General features: G+C 55.2%; 18 protein-coding genes and 1 other RNA gene. 17 read left to right on the forward strand and 2 right to left on the reverse strand.

Translation table 11 applies throughout. The features are described from left to right. Nucleotides 1-30: 30 nt before the first annotated feature. Nucleotides 31-1,449, forward strand: a complete 1,419-nt coding sequence (locus LPB19_RS01185) for a WS/DGAT/MGAT family O-acyltransferase (RefSeq protein WP_206644273.1) — start codon at nucleotides 31-33, stop codon at nucleotides 1,447-1,449. A gap of 45 nt (nucleotides 1,450-1,494) precedes the next feature. Here LPB19_RS01185 and LPB19_RS01190 read toward each other — a convergent pair whose 3' ends face one another. After that, nucleotides 1,495-2,184 (reverse strand): winged helix-turn-helix transcriptional regulator, encoded by a 690-nt coding sequence (locus LPB19_RS01190; protein WP_206644274.1) that lies wholly within the window; start codon nucleotides 2,182-2,184, stop codon nucleotides 1,495-1,497. Between the two features lie 170 nt (nucleotides 2,185-2,354). Here LPB19_RS01190 and LPB19_RS01195 point away from each other — a divergent pair, with 170 nt between their 5' ends. The 15 genes from LPB19_RS01195 (at nucleotide 2,355) to LPB19_RS01265 (ending at nucleotide 23,248) form a co-directional block, all read left to right on the forward strand. After that, nucleotides 2,355-2,882, forward strand: a complete 528-nt coding sequence (locus LPB19_RS01195) for a flavin reductase family protein (RefSeq protein WP_206644275.1) — start codon at nucleotides 2,355-2,357, stop codon at nucleotides 2,880-2,882. A 36-nt stretch (nucleotides 2,883-2,918) separates the two neighbouring features. Beyond that, nucleotides 2,919-4,052, forward strand: coding sequence for an acyl-CoA dehydrogenase family protein (locus LPB19_RS01200; RefSeq protein WP_206644276.1), 1,134 nt, complete (start codon nucleotides 2,919-2,921; stop codon nucleotides 4,050-4,052). Between the two features lie 147 nt (nucleotides 4,053-4,199). Beyond that, nucleotides 4,200-4,567, forward strand: a transfer-messenger RNA (tmRNA) gene (ssrA, locus tag LPB19_RS01205). Between the two features lie 216 nt (nucleotides 4,568-4,783). Next, on the forward strand, nucleotides 4,784-6,010 hold the full coding sequence (locus LPB19_RS01210; protein WP_228289165.1) for a tyrosine-type recombinase/integrase: 1,227 nt from the start codon (nucleotides 4,784-4,786) through the stop codon (nucleotides 6,008-6,010). An 86-nt stretch (nucleotides 6,011-6,096) separates the two neighbouring features. Further along, complete coding sequence (locus LPB19_RS01215) at nucleotides 6,097-7,062, forward strand: hypothetical protein (protein ID WP_206644278.1); 966 nt, start codon at nucleotides 6,097-6,099, stop codon at nucleotides 7,060-7,062. Nucleotides 7,063-7,211: 149 nt separating this feature from the next. Continuing rightward, nucleotides 7,212-7,439 carry a helix-turn-helix transcriptional regulator gene (locus tag LPB19_RS01220; RefSeq protein WP_206644279.1) on the forward strand — a complete coding sequence of 76 codons (228 nt, stop codon included), beginning with the start codon at nucleotides 7,212-7,214 and terminating at the stop codon, nucleotides 7,437-7,439. Next, nucleotides 7,436-8,437, forward strand: a complete 1,002-nt coding sequence (locus tag LPB19_RS01225) for a toprim domain-containing protein (RefSeq protein ID WP_206644280.1) — start codon at nucleotides 7,436-7,438, stop codon at nucleotides 8,435-8,437. The genes LPB19_RS01220 and LPB19_RS01225 overlap by 4 nt, the downstream gene beginning before the upstream one ends. Continuing rightward, on the forward strand, nucleotides 8,434-9,981 hold the full coding sequence (locus LPB19_RS01230) for a YfjI family protein (protein WP_206644281.1): 1,548 nt from the start codon (nucleotides 8,434-8,436) through the stop codon (nucleotides 9,979-9,981). Before LPB19_RS01225 ends, LPB19_RS01230 begins: the two co-directional genes overlap by 4 nt. A 328-nt stretch (nucleotides 9,982-10,309) precedes the next feature. Next, on the forward strand, nucleotides 10,310-10,651 hold the full coding sequence (locus LPB19_RS01235) for a hypothetical protein (protein WP_206644282.1): 342 nt from the start codon (nucleotides 10,310-10,312) through the stop codon (nucleotides 10,649-10,651). A gap of 312 nt (nucleotides 10,652-10,963) precedes the next feature. Beyond that, nucleotides 10,964-12,676, forward strand: coding sequence for a class I SAM-dependent DNA methyltransferase (locus LPB19_RS01240; protein ID WP_206644283.1), 1,713 nt, complete (start codon nucleotides 10,964-10,966; stop codon nucleotides 12,674-12,676). Beyond that, nucleotides 12,666-14,093 (forward strand): restriction endonuclease subunit S, encoded by a 1,428-nt coding sequence (locus LPB19_RS01245; RefSeq protein ID WP_206644284.1) that lies wholly within the window; start codon nucleotides 12,666-12,668, stop codon nucleotides 14,091-14,093. Before LPB19_RS01240 ends, LPB19_RS01245 begins: the two co-directional genes overlap by 11 nt. Beyond that, nucleotides 14,093-15,148 (forward strand): restriction endonuclease, encoded by a 1,056-nt coding sequence (locus LPB19_RS01250; protein WP_206644285.1) that lies wholly within the window; start codon nucleotides 14,093-14,095, stop codon nucleotides 15,146-15,148. Before LPB19_RS01245 ends, LPB19_RS01250 begins: the two co-directional genes overlap by 1 nt. Before the next feature lie 52 nt (nucleotides 15,149-15,200). Then, nucleotides 15,201-18,359 carry a type I restriction endonuclease subunit R gene (locus tag LPB19_RS01255; RefSeq protein ID WP_206644286.1) on the forward strand — a complete coding sequence of 1,053 codons (3,159 nt, stop codon included), beginning with the start codon at nucleotides 15,201-15,203 and terminating at the stop codon, nucleotides 18,357-18,359. A gap of 93 nt (nucleotides 18,360-18,452) precedes the next feature. After that, nucleotides 18,453-22,280, forward strand: a complete 3,828-nt coding sequence (dsr1, locus tag LPB19_RS01260) for an anti-phage defense-associated sirtuin Dsr1 (RefSeq protein WP_206644287.1) — start codon at nucleotides 18,453-18,455, stop codon at nucleotides 22,278-22,280. A gap of 263 nt (nucleotides 22,281-22,543) precedes the next feature. Beyond that, the gene (locus tag LPB19_RS01265) at nucleotides 22,544-23,248 is read left to right on the forward strand and encodes a pseudouridine synthase (RefSeq protein ID WP_206644288.1); all 705 of its coding nucleotides are present in this window, start codon (nucleotides 22,544-22,546) and stop codon (nucleotides 23,246-23,248) included. A gap of 122 nt (nucleotides 23,249-23,370) precedes the next feature. Here LPB19_RS01265 and iadA read toward each other — a convergent pair whose 3' ends face one another. Beyond that, nucleotides 23,371-24,546 carry a beta-aspartyl-peptidase gene (gene iadA / locus LPB19_RS01270; RefSeq protein WP_206644289.1) on the reverse strand — a complete coding sequence of 392 codons (1,176 nt, stop codon included), beginning with the start codon at nucleotides 24,544-24,546 and terminating at the stop codon, nucleotides 23,371-23,373. Between the two features lie 482 nt (nucleotides 24,547-25,028). Between iadA and LPB19_RS01275 the strand changes: the two genes are divergently transcribed. Then, complete coding sequence (locus LPB19_RS01275) at nucleotides 25,029-25,787, forward strand: transporter substrate-binding domain-containing protein (RefSeq protein WP_206644290.1); 759 nt, start codon at nucleotides 25,029-25,031, stop codon at nucleotides 25,785-25,787. Nucleotides 25,788-25,805: the final 18 nt, after the last annotated feature.

The raw sequence follows: 25,805 nt of genomic DNA on the forward strand, positions 1-25,805 counted from the left end.
GCCACCGGATGCCTCGCAAAGGGAGTGCGTATGTCAACAACAAGAACACCGATGACGTCCGTGGATCGCGCCTGGTTGCGCATGGATTCGCCCGAGAACCCCATGATGATCTGCGGCGTTCTGGCGCTGGATCGGCCGATATCGCTCAGCCGCCTCAAACGCACCATAGAGCAGCGCCTGTTGTGCTTCGACCGCTTTCGACAGCGCGTGATCGACAAGGGTGAACGCGCCTACTGGCAGGAAGACCCCCTCTTTCACATCGACAATCACCTGCACCAGATCGCCCTTCCCGGCAACGCCGGTAAAGCCGAGTTGCAGTCCCTGGTCAGTGACCTCAACAGCAGCGCACTCGATTTTCGCCGGCCACTGTGGCAAATGCATTACATCGACAATTACGAATCCGGCAGTGCCGTGCTGCTCAGGGTTCACCATTGCATCGCCGATGGTATTTCCCTGGTCCGGGTGATGCTCTCCCTGGCGGATCAAACCCCCGAGCCCCGACTCAAGCGCACAGCCCAAAGCAAAGCGCCAGCGCAGCCCGCCGAATCGCGACTCCACAAAGCCCTGCACCGTGCGGTCGACAGCACGCTGATGGCCGCCGAACAGGCTGCCCTGTTCGTTGATTCCATTCGCAAAGAACCCAACTACCCGTTAAAACTGCTCTCGGCCGCCGGGAGTATTACCACGGACCTGCTCAAGCTCGGCCTCGCGCCGTTCGAACCAGACACCGGGTTGCGTCAACCGCTGAGTGGCCGCAAGCATGTCGCCTGGGCCGAACCGCTGGATCTGGCCGAAGTAAAAGCCTGCGCGAAAGCACTCGGCGGCACCATCAATGACGTGCTGATGAGCACCGTTACCTGCGCCCTTCAACGCCACTTCAAGGCTCGGAAAGAACCCATTCCCGAGTGTGGCCTGCGCGTTGCCGTGCCGTTCAATCTTCGCCCGCTGGACCAGCCCATCCAGACCTTGGGCAATAAATTCGGACTGGTCATCGTGCCGTTGCCAGTGGAAGTGCAAGACCCCATCATGTGCTTCAATCAGGTGCGCGAAAACATGAACCGGCTCAAGCATTCCTACCAGGCACAGGTCACTTACAGTCTGCTAGACCTGTTTGGCCGCGGCCCGGACATTCTCGAACGCCGGGCGCTGGATCTGCTGAGCAACAAGGCCTCCGCGGTCCTGACCAACGTACCCGGCCCGAAAGAGCCGCTGTACTTTGCTGGCGGCAAAATCACCCAGCCCATGTTCTGGGTACCGCAAAGCGGCACCATTGGCATCGGATTGAGCGTGTTCAGCTATGCGGGAACAGTGCAGTTTGGCGTTACTCTGGACAAGAACATCCACGCCGATCCGGACGAGGTCATTGCTCACTTTCAGGAGAGTTTCAAGGCACTCAGCTATGCGGCCTTGGCGGGACGGGAAAGCCTGATCAGCCAGAAGGCCGGTTAACACTGGCGAGTATGGCCAACCACCAGGCCGAGCCTCAGCAGAGCACTATCTGTGGGACATCTCGGCAGGACGGACACCGGCAAAGGGGCCAACCGGCATCCAGTTTTCCAGGTTTCGGGTCAATGCCGAGGCCCCCACGGCTTTCAGCTTATGATCCGAAATCGCTTCCCGATAGCTGGTGTCCCCCATCCATATTTCGGTCAGGGTTTTAAGACTGGTGTTCAGGTAGACATCCACTTCCTTGCCCGGGTCGTGCACGCAGACATCCACTTCCGAGCCTTCCACCACCAACCACCACGTTGGGAACACGTCCACATCCTCGAAGTTAAAGCGGATGATGGTCTCGCGCCCCACTAGCTTCTCCACATCAATATGCCGCGGCAAGTGGAGCATCAGCAGATCAAGGTCGTAGTCATTCTCATCCATCTGCCCTCTCGCCCAGCGCATTCCCCACTGGGATAACTGTTCGATAACGGGCATCAACTCCATGCAGCACTGGGACGGGAAATACTCATACCCTTTCTGGCCGGGGATTTTCTTCTTAATCACCAGCCCTTCATCAACGAGCATATTGAGGCGACGAGTCAGTAAGCTCGGAGACATTATCCGCAGCCCCCTCTGGAACTGATTGAATCGAGTGGACCCGAGCACCAACTCCCGGACCAGCAACAACGTCCAGCGTTCGCCCAGAATATCCATGGCTTTGGTAAGGGGACAGAATTGGGTGTTACTCATGGGTCCGAATCCCTCCTGCCGGGGCGCCGGAATCGGTAAATAGACAAGTACAAATACAGTAGTGGGTTACTACTGATTTTGTAGTGGGTTACTACTGTTCGTGAAGTATTCCGGCCAACACCCCAGCCCTATAGTGACACTGACAGATCAAACAACCCGAGGTTCTTGTCATGTGTCACTCACCCATCAACACCGTAGACAGCAAACTGTACCGACGCGTGCTCGGTCGCTATCCCACCGGGGTAGCGGTTGTCACCATGCAGCACGAAAACGGGCACTACATCGGAATGACCATCAACAGCTTTTGCTCGCTGTCACTGAGCCCGGCGCTGGTCAGCATCTGCATTGATGATCGCTCTCCAAACTATAGCAGCTACTACCACAGCAAAGGATTCACGCTTTCCTTCCTCAGCGCCAGCCAGGCGGCAATCGCCACATTGTTTGCCACCCGCGGCGCCGACAAGTTCAGCAACGTCGATTACTCCCACCCCGAAGCCCAATTCGCACCCGCCATTACCGATGCGATCGCGATTCTGGATTGCGAAACCTACCGGCGGATGCCCGTAGGCGACCACCTCATGCTGGTGGGCAAGGTCAGGCACTTCCAACACTCTGATCAAGCCCCACTGGTGTTTGAACAAGGTCGATTTACCGGACTCACCGATCACCAGAACACGGCCCAACAAACGGCCGCCTAATAAAAAAACACAAATAACCTCAGACGGAGAACGACAATGAAACAGTCAACCCAACTCTATGATCGCATTGAAAGCATGGCCCACATCTATGCCGCCAACGGTCAGGAAGCCGATAACAGCGACCGTTTTTCTGTGGAGAACTACCAGCTCCTTAAGCAGCAAAAGATCTTCTCAGCACTCGTGCCCGAGGATCTGGGCGGCGGTGGTGCCAGCTACCCGCAAATGTGCCAACTGCTTCAGCACCTGGCGGGAATGCATCCCGCTACCACCCTGTCACTGTCCATGCATCAGCACATCGTCGCCGCCAATCGCTTCAACCACATCCATGGCCGGCCCGGTAAGGCACTGCTGGAAAAAGTCGCGGCCAGCGAACTGGCCCTGATCTCCACCGGGGCCGGCGACTGGCTGGCATCCAGTGGCACACTGACCAAGACCGAGGGCGGCTACCTGATGTCCGCCACCAAGCACTTTGCCAGCGGGTCCCCCGGCGGTGACGTCTTTGTGACCTCCGCGCCCTACGAAGACCCCGAAGGCGGCTGGATGGTGTTCCACTTCCCGGTATCCACCAGAGCGGAAGGGGTGAAAATCCTGGATAACTGGCGCCCCATGGGTATGCGCGGATCGGGTTCCAACTCGGTCATCATGAAAGACGTGTTCATACCCGAAGAAACCATCGCCGCCCGCCGGCCCCGCGGCGAGTACCACGCCATGTGGTCAGTCGTTCTGCCCGTTGCCCTGCCACTGATCATGTCGGTCTATCTGGGCATCGCCAAGAAGGCCGCCGCCAAGGCCCGGGAACGCTGCACGCAAAGCACTGATCCGGTCACGCCCTATTTGCTGGGTGAAATGGAAAACGCACTCACCACCGCCGACGTGATGGTGAAAGACATGGTCGCCATCACCGACGACTTCAACTTCACAGCTGACCTGGCCACCGTGAATGAGATGATCAAGCGCAAGACCATAGCGGCGGCTGCGTGCAAGGAAACCGCCATGAAGGCTGTGGAAGCCTGCGGCGGCCCCGGCTACCTGCGCGACTTCGGCATCGAGAGCCTGCTGCGAGATGTGATGGCGTCCCACTTCCACCCTCTGCAAGAGAAGCGACAGCATCTGTTCACCGGCTCCCTGGCGATGGGCCAGGAGCCTCCGGGACAAGCTTTCCAAAGCTAGAATTTGAACGGGAAATACTGAGGACGGGGCCAACGGACGGCCCACCTCTCCAGCCTTCAGACATAGGTACAACTACAGGCGCAAAACACCGCCTGAGCAAAAAGAAGCCTTGAAGTACAACAAACCGGACACATATACTGAGCATAAGGGGACGACATGGCTTCGACGCTGGTGACGAACCCTTGGGTGCATGTCGAGATGGCAGCCAATCTCGTAAATCAAAAGCTGCAATTAAATAGTCGCAAACGACGAAAACTACGCACTGGCGGCCTAAGGGCCTGCCAGTCGTCCCGGCTAGGATGCCTGTAACCTAGTAGCAACATCCCGGGACGTCATCGCTAACAGGATGCTCCGCTAATCAGATCCCACTGGCTAGCGGCTAAGATTAAAAGGGATCGCCTCTTGCACCCTGACCTTCGGGTCGCTTGAGGTTAAATCAATAGAAGGACACTAAGCATGTAGATCTCAAGGCCTAGTGCTGGCGGACGCGGGTTCAATTCCCGCCGTCTCCACCAAATTAGGAATTGACGGGACCCTCCCGGAATTCAAAACCTCACAGAAAGCCCCGAAACTCGGGGCTTTTTTCGTTTATATCTTCCCGACACATCCGCATTCTTCCACTGGAATCCTGCCCCACCCGGGGGTATCTTTGGGGGTACATATGGGGATCACCAGAACACATACCCCCAAACTGCGCGCCCCAGCATGGAGACTAGGCCGTGAGCAGAACCATGAATAAGCTAACAAAAAACACCATCAAACACGCTTCGTTCGAAAAATTCGGCAAACGAACCAAGCTGGCCGATGGCGGTGGTCTGTATTTGGACGTCCAAAAAGCGGGTCGGTACTGGCGAATGAAGTACCGATTCGGGGGAAAGGAGAAACTTCTTGCCCTTGGTGTTTACCCCTCGATATCGCTCAAGGAAGCCCGAACCAAACGGGATGAAGCCAAACGCCTGCTGGCAGACAGTATCGACCCCATGACGCACCGCAGTTCAATCAAGACCGAGCGTATCCAGACAGCCACCAACACGTTTAAAGCGGTCGCGGAGGAATGGCTGGAACACGTGCACAAAAAATCAGTGGGCGAAACAACGTCAGGACGAAATGAACGCCGCCTGGAAATGTATGCGTACCCCAAACTTGGCCGACAGCCCATCGCTGAGGTCGAACCAACGGACGTGCTGGCGGTCCTTCGGGACATCGAAAAAGCTGGCCACCTGGAAAGCGCCCATCGGGTAAAAACCCTCATCGGGCAGATCTTTCGGTATGCCGTGAGCATAGGCTGCGCGCGACGGGACGTAACCGGCGATCTGCGAGGCATTCTTCCCCCGTCCAAACCGAAACATCATGCCGCCATCGTCACGCCCGATGAAATCGCTAAATTGCTGAACCTGATAGACGGCTATTGGGGAACGCCAACCGTGCGCCTGGCATTGAATATGTCACCTTATGTTTTCCTGCGTCCGGGTGAGCTTCGAACCATGCGCTGGGATGAAATTGACTGGGAGGACGCGACCTGGGCTCGGGAGAAGACCAAAAATGGCGAAGCCTTCATCGTTCCATTGGCGAGGCAAGTCGTAGAGATCCTGCATGAGCTTCACGAGATCAACGGCAAATCGGAATGGGTGTTTCCGAACGGCCATAGCCGGAAACGACCTATGAGCGATAACGGAATCAACTCTGCCCTGAAACGCATGGAGCTCCGAGACATCATGACCCCACACGGTTTCCGTGCCATGGCCAGAACCGTGCTAGCTGAGCGCTTAGGCTTCCCAACCGAGATTATCGAAATGCAGCTAGCGCACCGTGTACGGGACGTGCATGGCAGAGCATATAACCGCACCACCTGGCTTCCCGAACGCCGGACCATGATGAAGAAATGGGCTGACTATCTGGACGGATTAAAGGCTACCAATAAAAACGTCACCCCGATTCACCGGGCGGAAAAAGTATAACTACAGAATCCCGGCGGGAGCAGAGTGGACACCCACTTCGGCCGCCTGACGCGGATTCCCGAACAAGAGGCACCAAAAGAATCCCTATGTCACCAAAGCTAGCAAGTCTGAAAGAGTGGTTTCCGTTAGACGAGGCAGCGGAATACTGCACCACGGTCCTTGAAGAGGACGTCTCCGAGGCTGAACTAATCGCACTTATCAATCAGGGAAAGCTGATCGGATCACTCTATCTTGAACACGAATACTTGGCTGCGGCAGGTAAGGTGCTTTCCAAGCAGGAATATCGTGAACTTAACGCCCGAAGGGGAGGACGAAAACCAATCACTCCGCATCTAAGCTTCCATGAACAGAACCGAATTCATGTTCCCGATCTAACTCAAATCCACACGGATGGATCCCTGCCAGGGGATTGCCAGCGTGAATCAGCGCCGGGGCTTACAGACAAAGCTGCCGCAAAGTCTACCGATGATCCGATACTTTTTAGCCATGAACTACTGCCGGACCGCAGCGGCTTGCTGGAACTCAAGTTGGACGCTCTTGAGCCGATCACGGGGGTCTGGGATCTAGCCATGGTTGGCATGGAATCTTGGACCTTTATGGAACCGTGGCCAGACACTGAAATTGAGGGGGTAACCCCCTACCGTCTAAAAAACTGCCTTAACGGGATAATATTGAAGGCGCCAAGCGAAAATAGATGGGTGAGACTTTTCCACGAGGCCATTCCAGGCAAGTTTCACGCTACCTGTGACCTACCCAAGCATGGAGTGTTAGTAATCCGACGCGATGAGCTGAATCGTTTAATTGGTTCGGCAAATAACGCGAAGAGTAACCCCAATATAAACTTTGACAGATCCGAGCTACCGTCTCAGATCGAAGCGCTGATTCTTGCACACCTGAAGTATTGGAAAAACGCAAACCGCAACGAAAGGCAAGACTGCCCCAAAAAGGAGGATGTAAAGGCTTGGCTTATGGAGCAGGGATTGAGTGCAAAACTTGCAGACGCAGGCTCAACATTTGCCAAACCGGACTGGGCGATAGATAAGGGGTGGTAAATTTACCCCTATACCCCCTTCAGCTCAGACAACTAAAGGCCCAAGAGCCCGGTCACCACCCCCACCCCTGCACCCCCTACACCTGTGCAGGCCTCTCCGGCAAGGCGAGGATTACCCCACATCCAACGGGAACCAAGGGGTAATCCTCAATGACCGAAGTTTTTCAAGCCGCAGAAAACATCCAACCTCAGATCGAACGCATGCTTCGCCGCCCCGAAGTCGAAGCCATCACCGGTCGCAGCCGCAGTGCGATCTATGAAGGGATGGCCAACGGAACCTTTCCTAAACCCGTAAAAATCGGGGCACGTGCCGTGGCGTGGCCGGAGTCTGTAATCCGTCAATGGATTGCAGACCGGATGATGGAGGGCCAGGCATGAAAAAAGCGCCCGCCACCGAAGCAGCAAAGCGCCTGACCCGGCACAAGTATAACAGTACACAGCCAGAAACACGCACGGTACGCAGTTGTGCCGATTGCTTAGCATCCATTCATGCAACGCTGCTGCAAGCGGATATAACGCCGGTCGATGTTGATGCCTTGATGGCCCGCATACAGATCACCGACGGCGAAGTGATACGATTCGCTACTGCTGGAAAACCACGCCACAAAAACGGCTGGCTGATTGCTTACCATGATCGCGGTCTTCCGCATGTGGTGATCGCTGGAGACTGGAGTAGCGGGGCCGAAACCAAGTGGATTGCCGGAACCACAAGCAGCCTTACCGCAGCCGAAAAGCAGAGACTGCAACACCGCATCCACGAAGCCCGTGAGACCAGAAAGGCAAAACAGATCCGCCAATGGGAGCGAGTGGCCGCAAAAGCCGCTCGCCTCTGGCACGCCAGCTCACCCGCTGCCCCAAATCATCCCTACCTTCGACGCAAAGGTATTCAGGCCCACGGGGCCCGCCAGATAGGGCGAAACATCGTCTTACTCATCACTGACTTCTACGGCAAAGCCTGGAGCCTGCAAACCATAAACGAAGCCGGGGAAAAGCGGCTTTTGGCCGGTGGCAGGAAGTCCGGCAACTTCGTAGTTGTCGCTGGCCCGGCATGCCCGGCCCGCATACTGATTTGCGAGGGCTACGCAACGGGCTGCACCCTGGCCGAACTCCATCCGGAAGCCCTGGTGCTGGCAGCCCTTGATTGCGGCAACCTCAAGACGGTCGCAACCGGCGCCAGGAACCGATGGCCCAGCGTAGAACTGATTATCTGCGGTGATGATGACCGCAAAACCCCCGGCAACCCAGGCGCCAAGGGCGCGCACGCAGCAGCAGTGGCTGCTAGTGCGAAGCTTGCTCTGCCCACTTGGCCTCCAGCGGCTCCACTACACCTATCGGACTTCAATGACTTGATCAACTGGCAGGGGGGCGCAGCATGAGCAAACAGCCCCCGATGGCAATCATTGATCCGCGAACCAATGTACAAACACCATTGCCTGGCTTTGACGCCAACCCCATCCCCCTCACACGCAAAGCGCCAGCACCCGAGTATCCGGTCGAGGCTCTTGGAGAACTTCTCGGCCGCGCCGCAACCGCCCTGGCGCATCATGTCCAAGCCCCTGTCGGGATGGCCGCACAATCTGTACTCGCAGCTGCCTCACTGGCCGTCCACGGTCATGCCAACGTGCAAAAAGGGGGCATCGGTATAAGCCCCTTAAGCCTGTACTTTCTCACCATCGCGGCCAGCGGCGAGCGCAAGAGCTCGCTCGACAACCTCGCCATGAAACCCGTGTACGACTACCAGAAGGAGCGGCGGGAAGAGTATGAATTCCTTATGGCGAAATACCGGGCGGACATGGAGGCTCATGAAATGCGCCATAAAAGTATCGTGGCAAGCTACAAAGGACACGGCAAAAAGCCCAAACCCTTGACCCATGACGAACAGCAAGCCCTGGCATCCGATCTGGCAGAACTAGAGAAGAATCGTCCGACACCACCAAGCCGGCCTCATATCTTGATGGAGGAGCCCACAGCTGAAGGCATCTATAAACATTTCCTGGAATCCCTGCCATCAGGAGGCCTTTTCTCCGACGAGGGTGGCGGATTCTTCAGTGGCCACGGTATGTCCGACGAGGCAAAAGGCAGAACAATCACCCTGCTCTCCCAACTCTGGGATGGCAAGCCGATTACCCGAACGAGGGCTGCCGCAGGGGAGTCCGGGGTTCTGGCCGGCCGTCGCCTCGCTGCTCATCTGATGATACAACCGGTGATCGCTGACAAGGTACTGTCCGACAGGCTGATGATGGGGCAAGGCTTTTTGGCCCGTTTTCTCGTTTGTAGTGATCGCTCGCTGGTCGGCAGCCGCTTTCTGGCAAATCGCCCCCGAGATGAGCGCGCACTCCACGACCCGGCAATCAACCAGTTCTGGGAAAGGATATCAGAGCTGATCCGGCAGTCCCTGCCAACCGACGAAGCCGGAGAGATAGACCCCGTCATCCTTCCGATCAACGGGGCTGCCTATGACCAATGGACGAACGTACACGACACCATCGAGGAGCAGTTAGGCCCCCATGGTGAATTCTCCGTTATCCCTGGCTTTGCCTCGAAAGCTGCCGATAACGTCGCTCGAATTGCAGCCGTTCTTAGCTATGTTGAAACGGGCGCAGCTCCAGATAAGGAACACATCAACCGAGCTGCAGAAATCATCCAGTATTTTCTGCAAACCATGCTTCAGCGGTCGCAGGAAGCCTCAAGTGGTGCAGCAGAACACGACGCCATGGAGTTGGCTGACTGGATCAAACGCAACGGGGGCGAACTGCACGCCAACAACTTCAACAAACTTCCCGCCGCTTACCGAAAAGCACAAACCGCCCGGGCACTCCTGGCCTTGCTAGTGGAGTGCGGACATGCCGTCGTCACCGCAATCGGTCCCAACCGAAAGCCTCGCGCTTGGCAGCTGGTGGAGGGCGACGAAAATGTTTGATTTGATGCGGGCAATTCGAAGCAAGGACGAAAACAACCGGAGTTCACCGGCTGCGGAAACTGCGGATACTGCGGAGAGCGCACCACCACGGTCTGAACACACTGCGGACGATTTGCGGAAAACGCCGGATTGTTACGATAGCATCGACTCTCCCGCAACCATTTGCAACCATCCGCGAGCTCCCGCATCCCACAGAGTCTCGGAAAAAACGGGTACGCGGAGTTTTTCTGCAAGTCCGCAACATCCGCAGGCGCCAGTCGGTGAAAACAACCTGAACCCGAATGTCGTGCTGATGGAAATTGCCCAACACCTGCAAGCAGATCCCCTTATGCTGCTTTTGCTCGTTTCGGAAGATGACATGCAGGCTATCGCCGAGCGAGCATACAGCCGCGATTACCTCATAGCCTACTTCGAACAGATGGCGAGGGATGGAAATCCACTGAAGGCTCCGCAATGGATCAAGGATACCTTGCTCCGGCCTGCCCCAAGCCACACCGAGGACCCCGACAAAAACGTGGACTGGGAAAGCAACTGGCAAGCTGCCCATGCGCTATTTCTGAACCACCTGATGGCCTGCCCAGCCTGTCTTGCACCACGGGATCGGTACTGCCCCCAAGGCGCACGCCTGCGTTCGGGGTACCGGTGGGCCTACGAGCAAACAGAAGTTTGAAGCACGACCGCCAACGCTATGGGCCATCAACACGGCGGGGCGAAGAACGGGCCTGACCCGCAAGACTCACCCAGATCCTGCGGGGTAAAGCCCATCTCCCCCGAACTACCATTTACCACCATGTTGTCGGTTGGCTTGTCTCTGTGAGCCAACTCCAGTAAAACACCACCATAACGACTAGTTAACAATCCATGTTCATGCGTTTTTGCACGCGGCCTCCACAACACCAAAGGGGATAGAACTCGCCCCTTGTTCTCGGCCGCAATTCGCGACGCTGCGCGGACAATCCCTAATCAAGGCCCTCAACTACCAATGAACAACACGGAACAACAATTCCTCAAAGCCCTCGACGACAAACTCTGGAAAGCCGCCGATAAACTCCGCGCCAACCTGGACGCTGCCAACTACAAGCACGTAGTGCTGGGGCTTATCTTTCTGAAGTACGTGTCCGATGCCTTCGAAGAACGTCAGGAAGAGCTGTTGGCGCGGTTCAAGGACGAAAACGAGGATCTTTATTACCTTCCGCCAGAAGACTATGACACCGACGAAGAGTACCAACAGGCGCTGATAGAAGAACTGGAAGTACTGGATTACTACCGCGAAGCCAATGTGTTCTGGGTACCCAAGCCCGCCCGCTGGAGCACCCTGAAAGAAAAAGCGGTCTTGCCCGTTGGTACTGTACTCTGGCAGGACGATGCCGGTAATGATGTGAAGTTGCGCTCAGTCTCCTGGCTGATCGACAACGCCCTGGAAGAGATCGAGAAGAGCAACACCAAGTTAAAAGGCATCCTCAACCGCATCAGCCAGTATCAGCTAGAGAACGACAAGCTGTTGGGCCTGATCAACACCTTCTCCGACACCTCCTTCACCAAGCCGGTATTCAACGGCGAGAAGCTTAGCCTGCACAGCAAAGACATCCTCGGCCATGTATACGAATACTTTCTGGGCCAGTTCGCGCTGGCTGAAGGCAAGCAGGGTGGCCAGTACTACACCCCCAAGAGCATCGTTACCCTGATCGTGGAAATGCTCGAACCCTACTCCGGCCGCGTCTATGACCCCGCTATGGGCTCCGGTGGCTTCTTTGTTTCCAGCGACAAGTTCATCGAAGAGCACGCCAAAGAGCAGCTCTACGACGCCAGCGAACAGAAAAAACACATCTCCGTGTACGGTCAAGAGTCCAATCCCACCACCTGGAAGCTGGCCGCCATGAACATGGCCATTCGGGGCATCGACTTTAACTTCGGCAAAAAGAATGGCGATACCTTCCTCAACGACCAGCATCCTGACTTGCGCGCGGACTTCGTCATGGCCAACCCGCCGTTCAACATGAAGGACTGGTGGAGCGAGTCCTTGGCCGAAGACAGCCGCTGGAAATACGGCACCCCGCCAAAAGGCAACGCCAACTTTGCGTGGATGCAACACATGATCCACCACTTGGCACCTACGGGCAGCATGGCCCTGCTGCTGGCCAACGGTTCCATGAGCTCCAACACCAACAACGAAGGCGAAATCCGCAAGCGGCTAGTGGAAGAAGACCTCGTGGAATGCCTGGTCGCCCTGCCCGGCCAGCTGTTCACCAATACCCAGATTCCGGCGTGCATTTGGTTCCTAACCCGAGACAAAACCAACGGAATGGTGCGCAACGAGAAAAAGCGAGACCGGCGAAAAGAATTCTTGTTCATCGATGCCCGCAATCTGGGCTTCATGCGGGATCGGGTGCTACGGGACTTCACAAATGAAGACATCGCCAAGATCGCCGACACACACCATGCCTGGCAGCGCGGTGAGGGTTACGAGGATATCGCCGGATTCTGCAAATCCGCCAGCCTGGACGAGATCAAGAAGCATGACTTTGTGCTGACGCCGGGACGCTATGTGGGTGCTCAGGAGCAGGAAGGCGATGGCGAGCCCTTTGCCGAGAAGATGGCGAGATTGACCGGGCAGTTACGGGAACATTTCACTGAGAGTGGGCGACTGGAGGCTGAGATCAAGCAGAATCTTAAGGGGCTGGGATATGAGCTCTGATTGGCCTTTGGTTCAACTGGTTGACCTAATATCCATTAAACACGGGTTCGCTTTCAAAGGTGAATTTTTCAGCGATACGTCAACGGATACTGTATTGGTAACACCTGGGAACTTCGCCATAGGCGGAGGCTTCAAAGCTGACAAATTGAAATTCTACAGCGGCCCGGTTCCTGCGGGGTACAAGCTGAAAGCCGATGATTTGATAGTAACCATGACTGACCTCAGTAAGCAGGCTGATACCCTCGGGTACTCGGCACTGGTTCCGGAACATTCGGGTCGGCTCTATCTCCATAATCAACGTATCGGGCTTGTCGAGATCAAAAGTCAGGAGCTTGATAAGCTCTATCTGTATTTCTTGATGCGTTCTCGCGAATACCGCCACCACGTGGTAAGTTCCGCCACCGGATCGACTGTTAAGCACACATCCCCAAGCAAAATAATGTCCTTTGAGTTTCGTCTGCCACCTCTAGAAACTCAGAAAAACATAGGTCGGGCATTAAAACTTTTGGAAGAAAGGGCTGAAATCAGTCACAAAATCAACCTCACCCTCGAACAGATGGCTCAAGCCATCTTCAAAAGCTGGTTTGTCGATTTCGAGCCGGTCAAAGCCAAGATCGCCGCACTGGAAGCCGGTGGCAGCGAGGAAGACGCCCTGCTCGCCGCCATGCAGGCCGTATCCAGCAAGGAAGAAGCCCAGCTAACCCGCATGAAGACCGACCAGCCCGAGCAATACACAGAACTCCGTGCCACCGCCGAGCTGTTCCCGTCGGCCATGCAGGATAGTGAGTTGGGGGAAGTCCCCGAGGGTTGGAATCCAGGAACTCTTCATGACGTGGCGAAGTTTCCGAACGAACGAATTTCAACGGAACATCTGGGGCCGGATTCTTACGTGTCGACGGAAAACATGCTAGAAAATAAGCGGGGAATCAGTACCGCATCTTCACTGCCCTCCTCGACCTCAGTTCCTGCCTTCGAGCCCGGGCAAATCTTGATTTCAAATATTAGGCCCTACTTTAAGAAAATCTGGCTTGCAAATATTCAGGGTGGTCGCTCACCCGATGTCCTTGGCTTCAAGTGCAAGCACGACCACACAACCGAGTTTCTCTTTAACCTTCTCTATCAAGACCAGTTTTTCGATTACATGATGCTCACATCGAAAGGGGCGAAGATGCCCCGTGGCGATAAGAAAGCGATCATGCAGTTTGTCTGTACGCTTCCCCCCATCAAACTAATGCAGCGCTTCTCCGATCGAATCAAGCCGTTCTATACCTTATCCAACTCGAACAACACCGAGTCAAAGCTGCTTGAGGCAACACGCGAGGCACTTTTACCCAAGCTCCTTTCCGGCGAACTCTCCGTACCAGAAGCGAAGACATGTATTCCTCCCGCATTGGCACCAGCTCGGGAGGAAAATTGATGGAGCTTTGGCTAACTCGTGCTGGCTCACATGGTGAGTTCGAGCAAAAGTTCCTGGACGAAAGACGCATCTACCTGACCTGGGATGGATTGAATGCGAACCTGGCCGCTTTGGACAGTCGGGAGTCCCTGCTTGAGCACCTGGAAGAAGCTTACCCGGATGAAAAGCTGAAGCGGCTCCAGAACCACAGCAGCCAGATCTGGGCATTTACCAAATCCATGCAAAATGGGGATTGGGTCGTACTACCATCGAAGAAGCAGCCCGTCGTCTACGTCGGGCGAATCACTGGTGATTACATCCACAACCCCGAAAGCCCGGACCCATTCTTTCATTGGCGCACAGTCGATTGGTTCGGTTTGGAGATTCCTCGATCCCACTTCGGCCAGGATCTGCTCTATAGCTTCGGGGCGTTCATGACCATTTGCCGTATCCGCCGCAACAACGCGCTGGAGCGCCTGCAGGCCATGTACGAAAACGGGTGGAAAGCTGAAAGCACTAAATCCCTTGTGAAGCACACAGGCAACGCTGTAAGCGGGCAAGCAGACGATATATCCGACGACGACAGCGTCGAGTTCAACCTTGCCGACCTGGCGAAACAACAGGTCGTCGCTCTGATTGAGCAAAAATTTAAGGGCCATGAACTCACTCGCCTGGTGGCGTCGATCTTGAAAGCACAGGGCTATACGGTCTGGCAAAGCCCAGAAGGGGCCGACGGTGGCGCCGACATTCTGGCATCCAACGGCATGATGGGGTTCGGCAGCCAAACCATTTGCGTCGAGGTGAAGTCCGGCACAGGCACAGTGGATCGCCCAACCGTGGACAAGCTTTTAGGGGCCATGTCCAAGTTCAACGCAGACCACGGCCTATTCGTCGCCTGGGGAGGCTTCAAGCAAAACGTACAGAAGGATATGGCCAGCAGCTTCTTCCGCCTACGGTTGTGGTCACAGGACGATTTGTTGAACGAACTTTTCGCGGTTTATGACAAGCTGGACGACGAACTGAAAGCCCAACTGCCGCTTAAACGGGTTTGGACGGTAGTTGCATCTGAGGACTGATACTTAAATTTGCCTGAGTCGCAGGTAGCTGGAGCGGTATAGGAACGGACTGATGACGGAAGACCAACTAGAACAACAATGCCTGGAATGGTTCGCTGAAGGTGGCTGGGAAGTCGCGCACGGACCTGATCTGGCTCCTGATGGCGAGGCGCCAGAACGCGCCGATTACAAACAAGTCCTGCTTCTGTCGGACCTTGAGGCAGCAATTCGCCGCATCAACCCTCACCTGCCGCAAAGTGCCGTGGAACAGGCTGTAGCCGTCGCCAAAAAACCGGAAAGCTTGGATACCGTCGTCAGCAACCGATCGTTTCACCGCCTTCTACTAGACGGCGTGCCGGTCAGCTACAAGAACGAAGACAAGGAGATTCATGATCAGGCGTTTCTACTGGATTTCGGCGATCTGACCGCTAACCGCTTTCGGGCCATCAATCAGTTCACCATTGAAGGTTCGAAGCAACTACGTCGTCCGGACATTGTGTGCTTCATCAATGGAATTCCGTTAGCAGTTTTAGAGCTGAAAAGCCCTAGCTCGGACAGTGCAGACTTCTGGGATGCCTACCACCAGATTCAAACTTACAAGGATGAGGTCAGCGACCTCTTCGCCTTCAACGAAGCCGCGATCATCAGTGATGGATGGACCGCCCGCGTGGGTTCTCTCACAGCAAGCCAGGAGCGATACATGCCCTGGCGCACCATCAAGGACGAAGACGATAAGCCCTTGATGGAGCGGCAGCTGGAAACCATGGTTCGGGGCTTCTTCGGCCGGGAATTGTTTCTGGATTACATCCGCCACTTCGTTATTTTCGAATCAGACTCAGACAAACTCATCAAGAAAATCGCCGGTTATCACCAATTCCATGCGGTGCGAGAAGCAGTAAAAGCAACGATCATTGCCGCTCAACCTTCGACCGGGGGAAGCTCTGGCGAAACGACAACCACCAACGCCGACGGCGTGCTCCCCGGCAGCAAAAAAGCGGGGGTGGTTTGGCACACTCAAGGCTCCGGCAAGAGTATTTCCATGTGCTGCTACGCAGGCAAACTGCTGCAACAGCCGGAGATGAATAACCCGACCCTGATTGTGGTCACCGACCGAAATGATCTCGATGGCCAACTCTTCGCCACGTTCAGCGCAGCCCGAGAACTTCTAAAGCAGGAGCCGGTGCAGGCCGACGACCGCGATGCTCTGCGCCGTCTTCTGGCCGAAAGAGAATCAGGTGGAATCATTTTCACCACGGTTCAAAAGTTTGCCCTGCTGGAGGATGAATCCAGTCACCCCGTACTGAACGACCGTCACAACATCGTGGTGATATCAGACGAAGCTCACCGCAGCCAATACGGCCTGAAAGCCACCCTGAAAAAGGATGGCAAGTTTAAGTACGGTTATGCCCGCCACATGCGCGACGCGCTGCCCAATGCCTCATTCATTGGCTTCACTGGAACCCCCATCGAAAGTGAGGACAAAGATACCCGGGCAGTATTCGGCGACTACGTGTCTATTTACGACATCCAGGATGCGATGGAGGATGGCGCAACCGTACCCATTTACTATGAGTCCCGTCTCGCCAAGCTAGACATCAATCGTGATGCTATCGATGAACTTTCCGATCAAGTAGATGAGGTCGTTGAGGACGAAGAGGACGTTGGCGCGCGAGAAAGAACCAAAGGCGAATGGAGCCGACTGGAGAAGTTGGTCGGGTCCGGCCCTCGTCTACAACAAATCGCAGAAGATCTTGTCACCCACTTCGAAGCACGCTCCAGCGTGATTGATGGCAAGGCCATGATTGTCGCCATGAGCCGGGAGATCGCCGTTCACCTATACAACGAGATCGTTCAGCTGCGGCCAGACTGGCATGACGACGATCCAGAAAAAGGTGCCATCAAGATTGTGATGACGGGCTCAGCATCCGACAAAGCGCTGCTGCAACCGCACATCCACAACAAGCAGACAAAGAAGCGGCTGGAGAAGCGATTTAAGGACACCAACGACCCGCTCAAACTGGTGATTGTCCGGGATATGTGGCTCACCGGTTTCGATGCCCCGTGCTGCCATACCATGTACGTGGATAAGCCGATGAAGGGCCACAACCTGATGCAGGCCATCGCTCGGGTGAACCGAGTCTTTAAGGACAAGCCTGGCGGTCTGGTTGTGGATTACATCGGGATCGCCAACGAGCTTAGGCAAGCCCTGAAAACTTACACCGACGCAAAGGGCAAAGGTGAGCCAACACACAGTGCCGAAGAAGCCTATGCCATCCTACTGGAAAAGCTGGACATCATTCACGGTATGTTCGCTCCCGGCCCTAAAGGCAGGGGCTTCGATTACAGCGGATTTGAGGTCGACCCCTTCAAACTGCTTGTACCCACCGCCAACTACATCCTCAGCCTGGAGGACGGCAAGAAGCGCTTCTTGGATACCGTCCTGGCCATGAGCAAGGCATTCTCACTGTGTGCCACCCTGGATGAGGCCCAGCCACTTCAGAAAGAAGTCGCCTTCCTCGCGCAGGTGAAGACAGCTATTACCAAGTTCACCAGCGTGGACAAAAAACTGACCGAAGAGGAAAAGAACTCCGCACTCAAGCAGATTCTGGACAACGCCGTAATTGCGGATGGCGTAACCGATGTCTTCGCCCTCTGCGGCTTGGACAAGCCCAATATCGGATTGCTCTCCGACGAGTTCCTGGAAGACGTTCGGCAAATGCCCTACAAGAACTTTGCGGTAGAGCTGCTTGAGAAGCTGCTTAAGGACGAGATCAAAGCCCGAACGCGCAATAACGTCGTGCAGGAAAAGAAGTACGCAGAGCGGTTACAAGAGACGCTGCGCAAGTACAACAACCGAGGCATCGAGACCGCGCAGGTCATTGAAGAGCTGATCGCCATGGCCAAACAGTTCCAGGCTGAACTGGATCGTGATGCAGGACTCGGCCTGAATCCAGACGAGGTGGCCTTCTACGACGCCCTGGCTAGCAACGAGAGCGCCGTACGCGAACTCGGGGATGAGATCCTGAAGAAAATCGCCGTTGATATCACCGACAAACTGCGCAGATCCACCACTGTGGACTGGCAAGTGCGGGAGAGTGTGCGGGCAAAATTACGGATTCTGGTTAGGCGAACGTTGCAGCGATACAAATATCCGCCAGACAAGGCTCCTGAAGCCGTTGAGCTTGTGATGAAACAGGCCGAGGCATTATCGAACCACTGGACCCACAAGTGAATTAGTTTTTTAGTCACTAATATTGTGGATGTGTATTCGATCATCCAAGCCTCTTCGCCAGCAATCATATTTCTGAGATAGGAAGCAAAAGGAATGCAATTCATCGCCAACGGCCCCGACGTACCGGATGAATTATTGCAGGCACACGAGGAAGGCCGCGTTGTTTTCTTCTGCGGTGCAGGCATTTCCTTTCCTGCGGGTTTGCCTGGTTTTGGGGGGCTCGTCTCAGAAATCTATAAGATGAACGGCACCACTCCCTCGGCCATCGAGAAAGAGGCACTGGACCAATTCAAATACGATGCAGCACTCGACCTCCTTGAGCGCCGCTTACCGGGACAGCGCTTGGCCGTTCGCCGTGCTCTGGCCCTGGCCCTCAAACCGAAGTTGCGCCGAAAAGGTGCCACTGATACGCATGCGGCACTGCTCCGTCTTTCGCAGACTAGAGAAGGGGCCCTTCGATTGGTTACCACCAATTTTGACCGGGTGTTTCACACAGCTGCAAGACGCATAAAACAGCGATTCACTGAATATCCTGCTCCAATGCTTCCAGTTCCAAAAAACAGCAGGTGGGATGGCTTAGTCTATCTGCATGGACTGCTGCAAAATAAACCTAACAATGCCGATTTGAACAGACTAGTTATTACCAGTGGCGACTTCGGTTTGGCGTACCTTACTGAACGGTGGGCAGCGCGTTTCGTAAGTGAACTTTTCCGCAATTACGTAGTCTGCTTTGTCGGCTACAGCATTAACGATCCTGTTTTACGGTACATGATGGATGCTCTGGCGGCCGATCGAATGCTGGGTGAAGTCACGCAACAGGCTTGGGCATTCGGCGAGTGCACACCGGGACAGGAAAGTCGGACCACCAATGAATGGGAGGCCAAGGGAGTTAACCCCATTCTTTATGAAGTACCGCCTGGCACCGCCAATCATTCAGCTCTCCATCAAACCGTGCAGGAATGGGCGACTACCTACAAAAATGGGACAACAGGAAAAGAAAACATTGTTGTCACCCACGCGTTGGCCCATCCTTCAGCCAGTACAAAGCAAGACGATTTTGTCGGTCGCATGTTATGGGCACTGTCGGATAAGACTGGGGCTCCGGCCAGGCGTTTTGCGGACTTTGATCCAGTTCCTCCACTGGATTGGTTGCTCTACGCGTTTTCTGATAAGCGATTCCAACATCGAGACCTGAACCGATTCGACGTACCGCCGCGCGAGAAAGTCGACCCAAAACTACGATTTAGCTTGGCTCTGCGGCCTGCCCCCTACCACCTAGCGCCACCGATGCAACTAGCGTCCGGAACGCCGACTGGAAGTGACTGGGACGCTGTAATGTTTCAGCTTGCCCGTTGGCTGCTCCGTCACCTGAATGATCCAAGACTGATCCTTTGGGCTGCCCAACGTGGTGGCCAAGTACATGAAAAATGGACCTCCTTAATAGAGCAGAAGTTGGAGCACATAGCCAAGTTGCAGCAGGAGGGAAAGAGCTCCGAACTAAAGAACATTTTGAAAAATGCGCCCAAGGCTATTCCAAATAATCCTATGCGTAAATTGTGGCGCTTATTAATCGGCGGGCGAGTCAAAGGACCAGGGCCTAGCAACAATCTTTATGACTGGCTGCGCCAATTGAGACGTGATGGACTAAACACTACTCTTCGTCTCAGGTTACGCGAACTGCTAAACCCGCAAGTAGCCTTGAGGCAACCCAGCCATTTTGGCGCGGACATAAAAATTCAGGAGGAACCCACGCGTGTGGGAGAACTGGTCGGATGGGACCTAGTGCTTGCATCCGATTACGTATACGCAGCTCTATTTGAACATTCCGACGAGTATTGGAAAGCCGCCCTACCAAAGCTGCTGGATGATTTTCAGCAACTACTGCGTGATGCGCTGGACCTCATGCGGGAGCTTGATGAACCCAACGGCGTTAGGCTCGGGTCAGACTGGGATCTCCCATCCATCGAACCCCACTGGCAAAACCGCAGGCGCCATGACTGGACAAGCCTAGTCGAATTACTCCGGGATTCGTGGGTAGCTTTTCGTGACGAGGAAATGACCCATGCAACGAGAATTGCTCATCACTGGTTCCAACTGCCGTACCCTATGTTCAAACGTCTCGCGCTATTCGCGGCAAGCCATGACGACTGCGTTCGCCCAAAGCACTGGGTAAACTGGCTGCTATCTGATGGGAGGCATTGGCTGTGGTTCAGCGAGACGAAGCGAGAAGTTTGCAGATTACTTACCCTTCAAGGTCGGTGTTTGGATGCAGCTTCACAACAGCGCATGGAAACCGCAATTTTGAACGGGCCACCACAAGACGGATTCCCGAAGGATTGGGGCCCAGAAATTCGGAAAAACCAGGCCGAACAATCAATCTGGCTTCGCTTAGCAAAATTGAGCTCCAGCGGCCTTTCTCTGAACACTCCAGCGCAGGAACGCTTAGCAGAGCTGACCAATCGATATCCCCATTTGACCTTGGCCCCCAATCAAGAAGAAGAATTCACCTTTTGGAGTAGTGGTACAGGTGACCCAGGCTTTGAATATTTCTGCGAAGTGGATATTGCTCCCACCACTAGAGGAGAGCTAGTGAGGTGGCTGTCGAAACCAGAAACAAAACAACGCCCCTTTATCGAAGACACATGGCAAGAGATATGCCGAACCCATTTCCGTGTCTGCGTGAACGCTTTGTCCGATTTAAGTGCAGAAAATGATTGGCCTAAAGATCGGTGGCGCCAAGCTCTGCAAGTTTGGAGCGAAGGGAAAATGGCATCTCAATCTTGGAAACATGTCGCGCCGGTGGTGCAGACAATGCCTGACGACGTTCTCCAGGAAATAGGCGAATCTGTAGCTTCATGGATCAAGGCTGTCTCAGGATCAATCAACGGCCATGGCGAAACGTTATTATTGAACCTGTGTCGCCGAATTCTATCAATGCCATTCGAGGCCACCACCACAGTATTTCGCAACGGGCAGCCCATCGAAATGCCGGTCACTGAAGCCATTAATCACCCAGTCGGCCATATCACGGAAGCCCTGCTAAACGTCTGGTTGCAGAAAGGCCCGAGTGACGGTGACCTACTACCCGGAGATATAAAGCAGCTTTTCACAGAAATTTGCAATGCTCAAATTGAGAGTTTCCGACACGGAAGAGTCATTTTGGCATCAAGGGTGATTGCACTCTTTCGTGTTGACGAAGAATGGACCAACCAACACCTAGTTCCCCTGTTCAATTGGAATAATCCTGCAGAAGCAAAAGCATTGTGGCAAGGCTTCCTATGGTCCCCCCGCTTATATCAACCTTTGTTGATTGCGCTTAAGCAGCACTTCCTTGAAAGCGCTGAACATTTTTCAGACTTAGGCGAACAGCGAAACCAGTTTGCAGCATTCATAACTTACGCAGCACTTAGTGTAACCGAAGGCTACACCATGGATGAATTCAGGGTTGCGATTGAATCACTGCCACAGGAAGGACTGGAGGACTCGGCTCAGGCTCTATACCAAGCCCTCGAGGGTTCGGGAGACCGAAACGAGGAATACTGGAATAGTCGTGTCCAGCCCTTCTGGTACAATATATGGCCTAAATCCCGGGACCGTATAACGCCCAGAATTTCGGAATCACTAGCCCGACTGAGCATCGCAGCGCGATCGGAATTCCCCTCAGCTTTGACTGATATTCACGAATGGCTACAACCAGTTGAAGATCCAAATTACATTGTTCACTTGCTCCACAAGACAGCTTTGTGTGTCAGGTTTCCCGAGGAATCACTGTATTTACTTGATGCAGTGATCGCTGACCAACAGTGGCCTCATCCCGAGCTGAAAACATGCTTGGATGAGCTCGAAGAAGCCCAACCGGAGCTTGCTCTTGACCCACGCATGCGGCGGTTGCGGGAGTATTACCAAAGGCGTTTAATGTGACAGCCCCACGAGCACAAGGTGCAGAGGCAAGGCGAAGCAAAACAGCACTCAACGCAAAGGAACCCGGGGGGTACTTATGGGGGTATACCCCCTTAAGCACCAATTAAAAAACAATATTATTCAACTACATGAAGATGACGTTTGTTGGCCGCCGTCTCCACCAAACGCCAAAAAGCCCCCGATTTCGGGGGCTTTTTTCGTTATTGCGAACAGCGGTTTGATAACATTGCGCTTAACAGCAACTCGAAGCACCCCGGAATCTCTTGAAACTTTCGCGAATCCTCAGCAACCAGAATGGCGTCAGTCGACAGCAGGCCATCCGAACCATCGCCGCCGGGCAGGTCTGCGTGGATGGCGAAGTCTGCACCGATGCGGCCAGGGAGGTGTCACGTTTCGAGAGTGTGGTTGTCGGTGATCAAGTCATACAGCATGCAGTTGCCGCCTACTATCTGATGCTGAACAAACCCGCCGGATACCTCAGTGCCACCAAGGACAACACACATCCAACGGTGATGGAACTGGTACCCGGGGAGCTACGTCCTCACCTTCACATTGCGGGGCGCCTGGATCGGGCCTCGACCGGCCTGCTGATTATGACCAACGACGGCAACTGGTCGCGACGGCTGACTGAACCCGCCGTCAAGATACCCAAGGTCTACCGGGTAAAAACCCTCCAGCCCATCAGCAAGGAAACAGAACAACGGTTTGCGGAAGGCATATGGTTTGCCTGGGAAGGGCTCACAACCTCGCCCGCGGCAATAGAACAGCTAGCCCCCTGCGAGGCGCGCGTGACCATTTTTGAAGGGCGCTACCATCAGGTAAAGCGAATGTTCCATGCCGTTGGCAACCGGGTCACCAGCCTGCACCGCGAATGTATTGGTGGTATCACCTTGCCGGCCCAACTGCCCCAGGGCGCATGCCAGAGGCTGACGCCGGCGCAGGTAGCGTCAGTCCCGCTACGCGATTAGCTTTCGATCGTCACTCCCTGTGGATGATTGCCGCCAAAGGCCATCACTGCGCCATTGATTCCGCGAACACTCCCAGGAGCGATGGCTCTGTTTAAAAACCCAAACGGCCCTGAATGGATTTATCAGCGCGCCTCAAACATCCCTTTCAGCACCACCTGCCCATCAATCATCGCCCATTGGCCCCGAGCCATGACCCGGCGGATCTCCAGACTTTTCTGATCGAGCAACAACAAATCGGCGTCCAGCCCTTGGGCGATGCGGCCCTTGCGGTCCAGCTTCAGAACCGATGCCGGATTGGCGGTTACCGCTTTCAGCGCCGCCGTGAGGGACACCCCATCCTCCATGACGGCATCCCGGAACTCCTCATGCATTGATGCCATCGAGCCGACCTTGAGGCTCTCAAGCACCCCCGCCTCGTTGAAATGCGGCAGACTGGCATGGCCATCGGTGCTGAAGGTGATCCGGTTTTCGTCCGCGCCCTGGTCGAGCAGGTACTTCAGTGCGCTGGCGCATTTCACCTCACCGGCGGCCAGAATTTCAGGCGTATGGCTGGCAGTCAGGTCTATATAGCCTCCGCCAGCGACGAAGCGCACGCCCTGATCCAGCAATACGGTGGAGCGGTTCATATGGGTGGGGTAATACTGGCTCAGGGGCACACTCGAGTGCTCGGCCACGGCGAACAGCAGGTCCAGACCATCCTTGCCCTCACCCACGTGGACACTGACGATCCCCGCCTTGCCGCTGAGCAGCCCGCCGGTGCGAGCTTCTGCGCCGATGCGTGCCAGTTCACGCCAGTGGGGCTGACTGCCCCGGTGGTCGGCAATCGCCACTTCGCCAACGCCGACAAACCGTTCAACCAGCATCAGATCCTGCTGGATACTGCCCATCAGGGTTTTGATGGGCACATGGTAGGAACCGGTATGACAGACCACCGTCAGGCCGTCGGCCTCCAGGCCCGCAGCCTTGGCAAGCAGGTCCGGCAGGGTCCGGGACACCGAATCGGTGCCCAGCACGCCGGTCACCGTGGTGACACCACCTCTCACCGCGTCGGACAGTTCCATCGCGGGCGTCCGGGTATTGAACCCACCTTCGCCGCCACCACCGGTAATGTGGGTGAGCGTATCCACCAGTCCCGGTGTCAGATAGCAGCCTGTGCCGTCAATCTCGTCGATTTCGACATTCCCGGCCAAGCTCAGATCAGGGCCGATCGCAACAATCGTGGCTCCGGCGACCAGAACGTCCTGAACACCAAGAGATTCCGGCGCCAGTACCTGAGCGCCCCGAATAAGTGTCAACATAGCTGTCTTACCCTCTATTTTTCTGGCCGGAAAACTGCCGGGCCGGCGAACCAAAACGGTGCATCATACCAGAACAAAGGCCGAAGCCGGACGACTCCCACGCCACGCCGCAACACGTTATAATGGCGGCGGTGAAACTTGGCACTGGCATAAAGCGCTGGCCTTCAGGGAGCGGTTTGCCCTACTCTCCAAAGGTCATCAATTGTCGATGCGATATGAGGTAACCAGACCCCGAATGACCGGTTACGTAAACACTTTGCCCGAGCGGTGTTTCCGCGTCAGCGCGTCGAAACGCTGCAGACGCCAGCCGCCACACGCCTGTGCAAAGCTTCGTGTTGGTCATTATCGCCTGTCTCGCCACGCCCTCAGCGAGTGGTACAACGAATAGACCGGCTTCCGGTTTCACACCTGCTCACACCATCAATCAATACTTTCGTTTTAGGCCCGCCGCCAGTGGTGGGCTGTTACAGGAAATACTATTCATGAAAACTCTGCTTCTGGCATTTATTGCCCTTACTTTGACTACTCCTCTGGCACTGGCGAAGGACACCAAACCCCTGCGGGTCGCGATGGACGTGCCCTACGCTCCTTTCGGCGAGCGCGGGCCAGACGGCAAGCTGGTGGGTTTTGAGGTCGACCTTGGCAACGCCATGTGTCAGGAAATCACCGGTCAGGAATGTGACTGGGTCGTGCAGGCCTGGGACGGGATCATTCCGGGCCTCCTGGCGCGCAAGTACGACCTGATTGTCTCCTCCATGTCGATCACCGAAGAGCGTCGCAACGCGGTGCTGTTCTCTGAGCCGTACTACACCACCCCTTCGTTGTTCTTCACCCGGGCGGAGTCGGACTTTGACCAGGCCAACACCAGCGACACCCGCATTGGTGTTCAGCGCGGCACCAACCAGGAACGCTATGTCGCCGAAATGCACCCGGATGCCAAGGTCATTCGCTACACCACCACGGACGACATGTACCTTGATCTGACCGGCGAGCGTCTGGATGCCGTGTTCCTGGATGCGCCTGTCGGTATCAAATGGGGCAAAGACGATCCGAAGGTCGTTCAGCACGGCGACTTCATCAAGGAACCGGCACGTATCTTTGGCCAGGGCGTGGGCGTTGCCATGCGTAAGCGCGATAAAGAGCTGGCGGAGAAGGTCAACGCGGCTCTCGACAAGCTGAAGAACAACGGCGTTTACGACGACATCATGAACAAATACTTCGACTTCGATATCAAGCTCTGACATCGACGTCAGTCACAC

It is taken from the genome of Marinobacter salinisoli, assembly GCF_017301335.1.
Classification (GTDB): Bacteria; Pseudomonadota; Gammaproteobacteria; order Pseudomonadales; family Oleiphilaceae; genus Marinobacter; species Marinobacter salinisoli.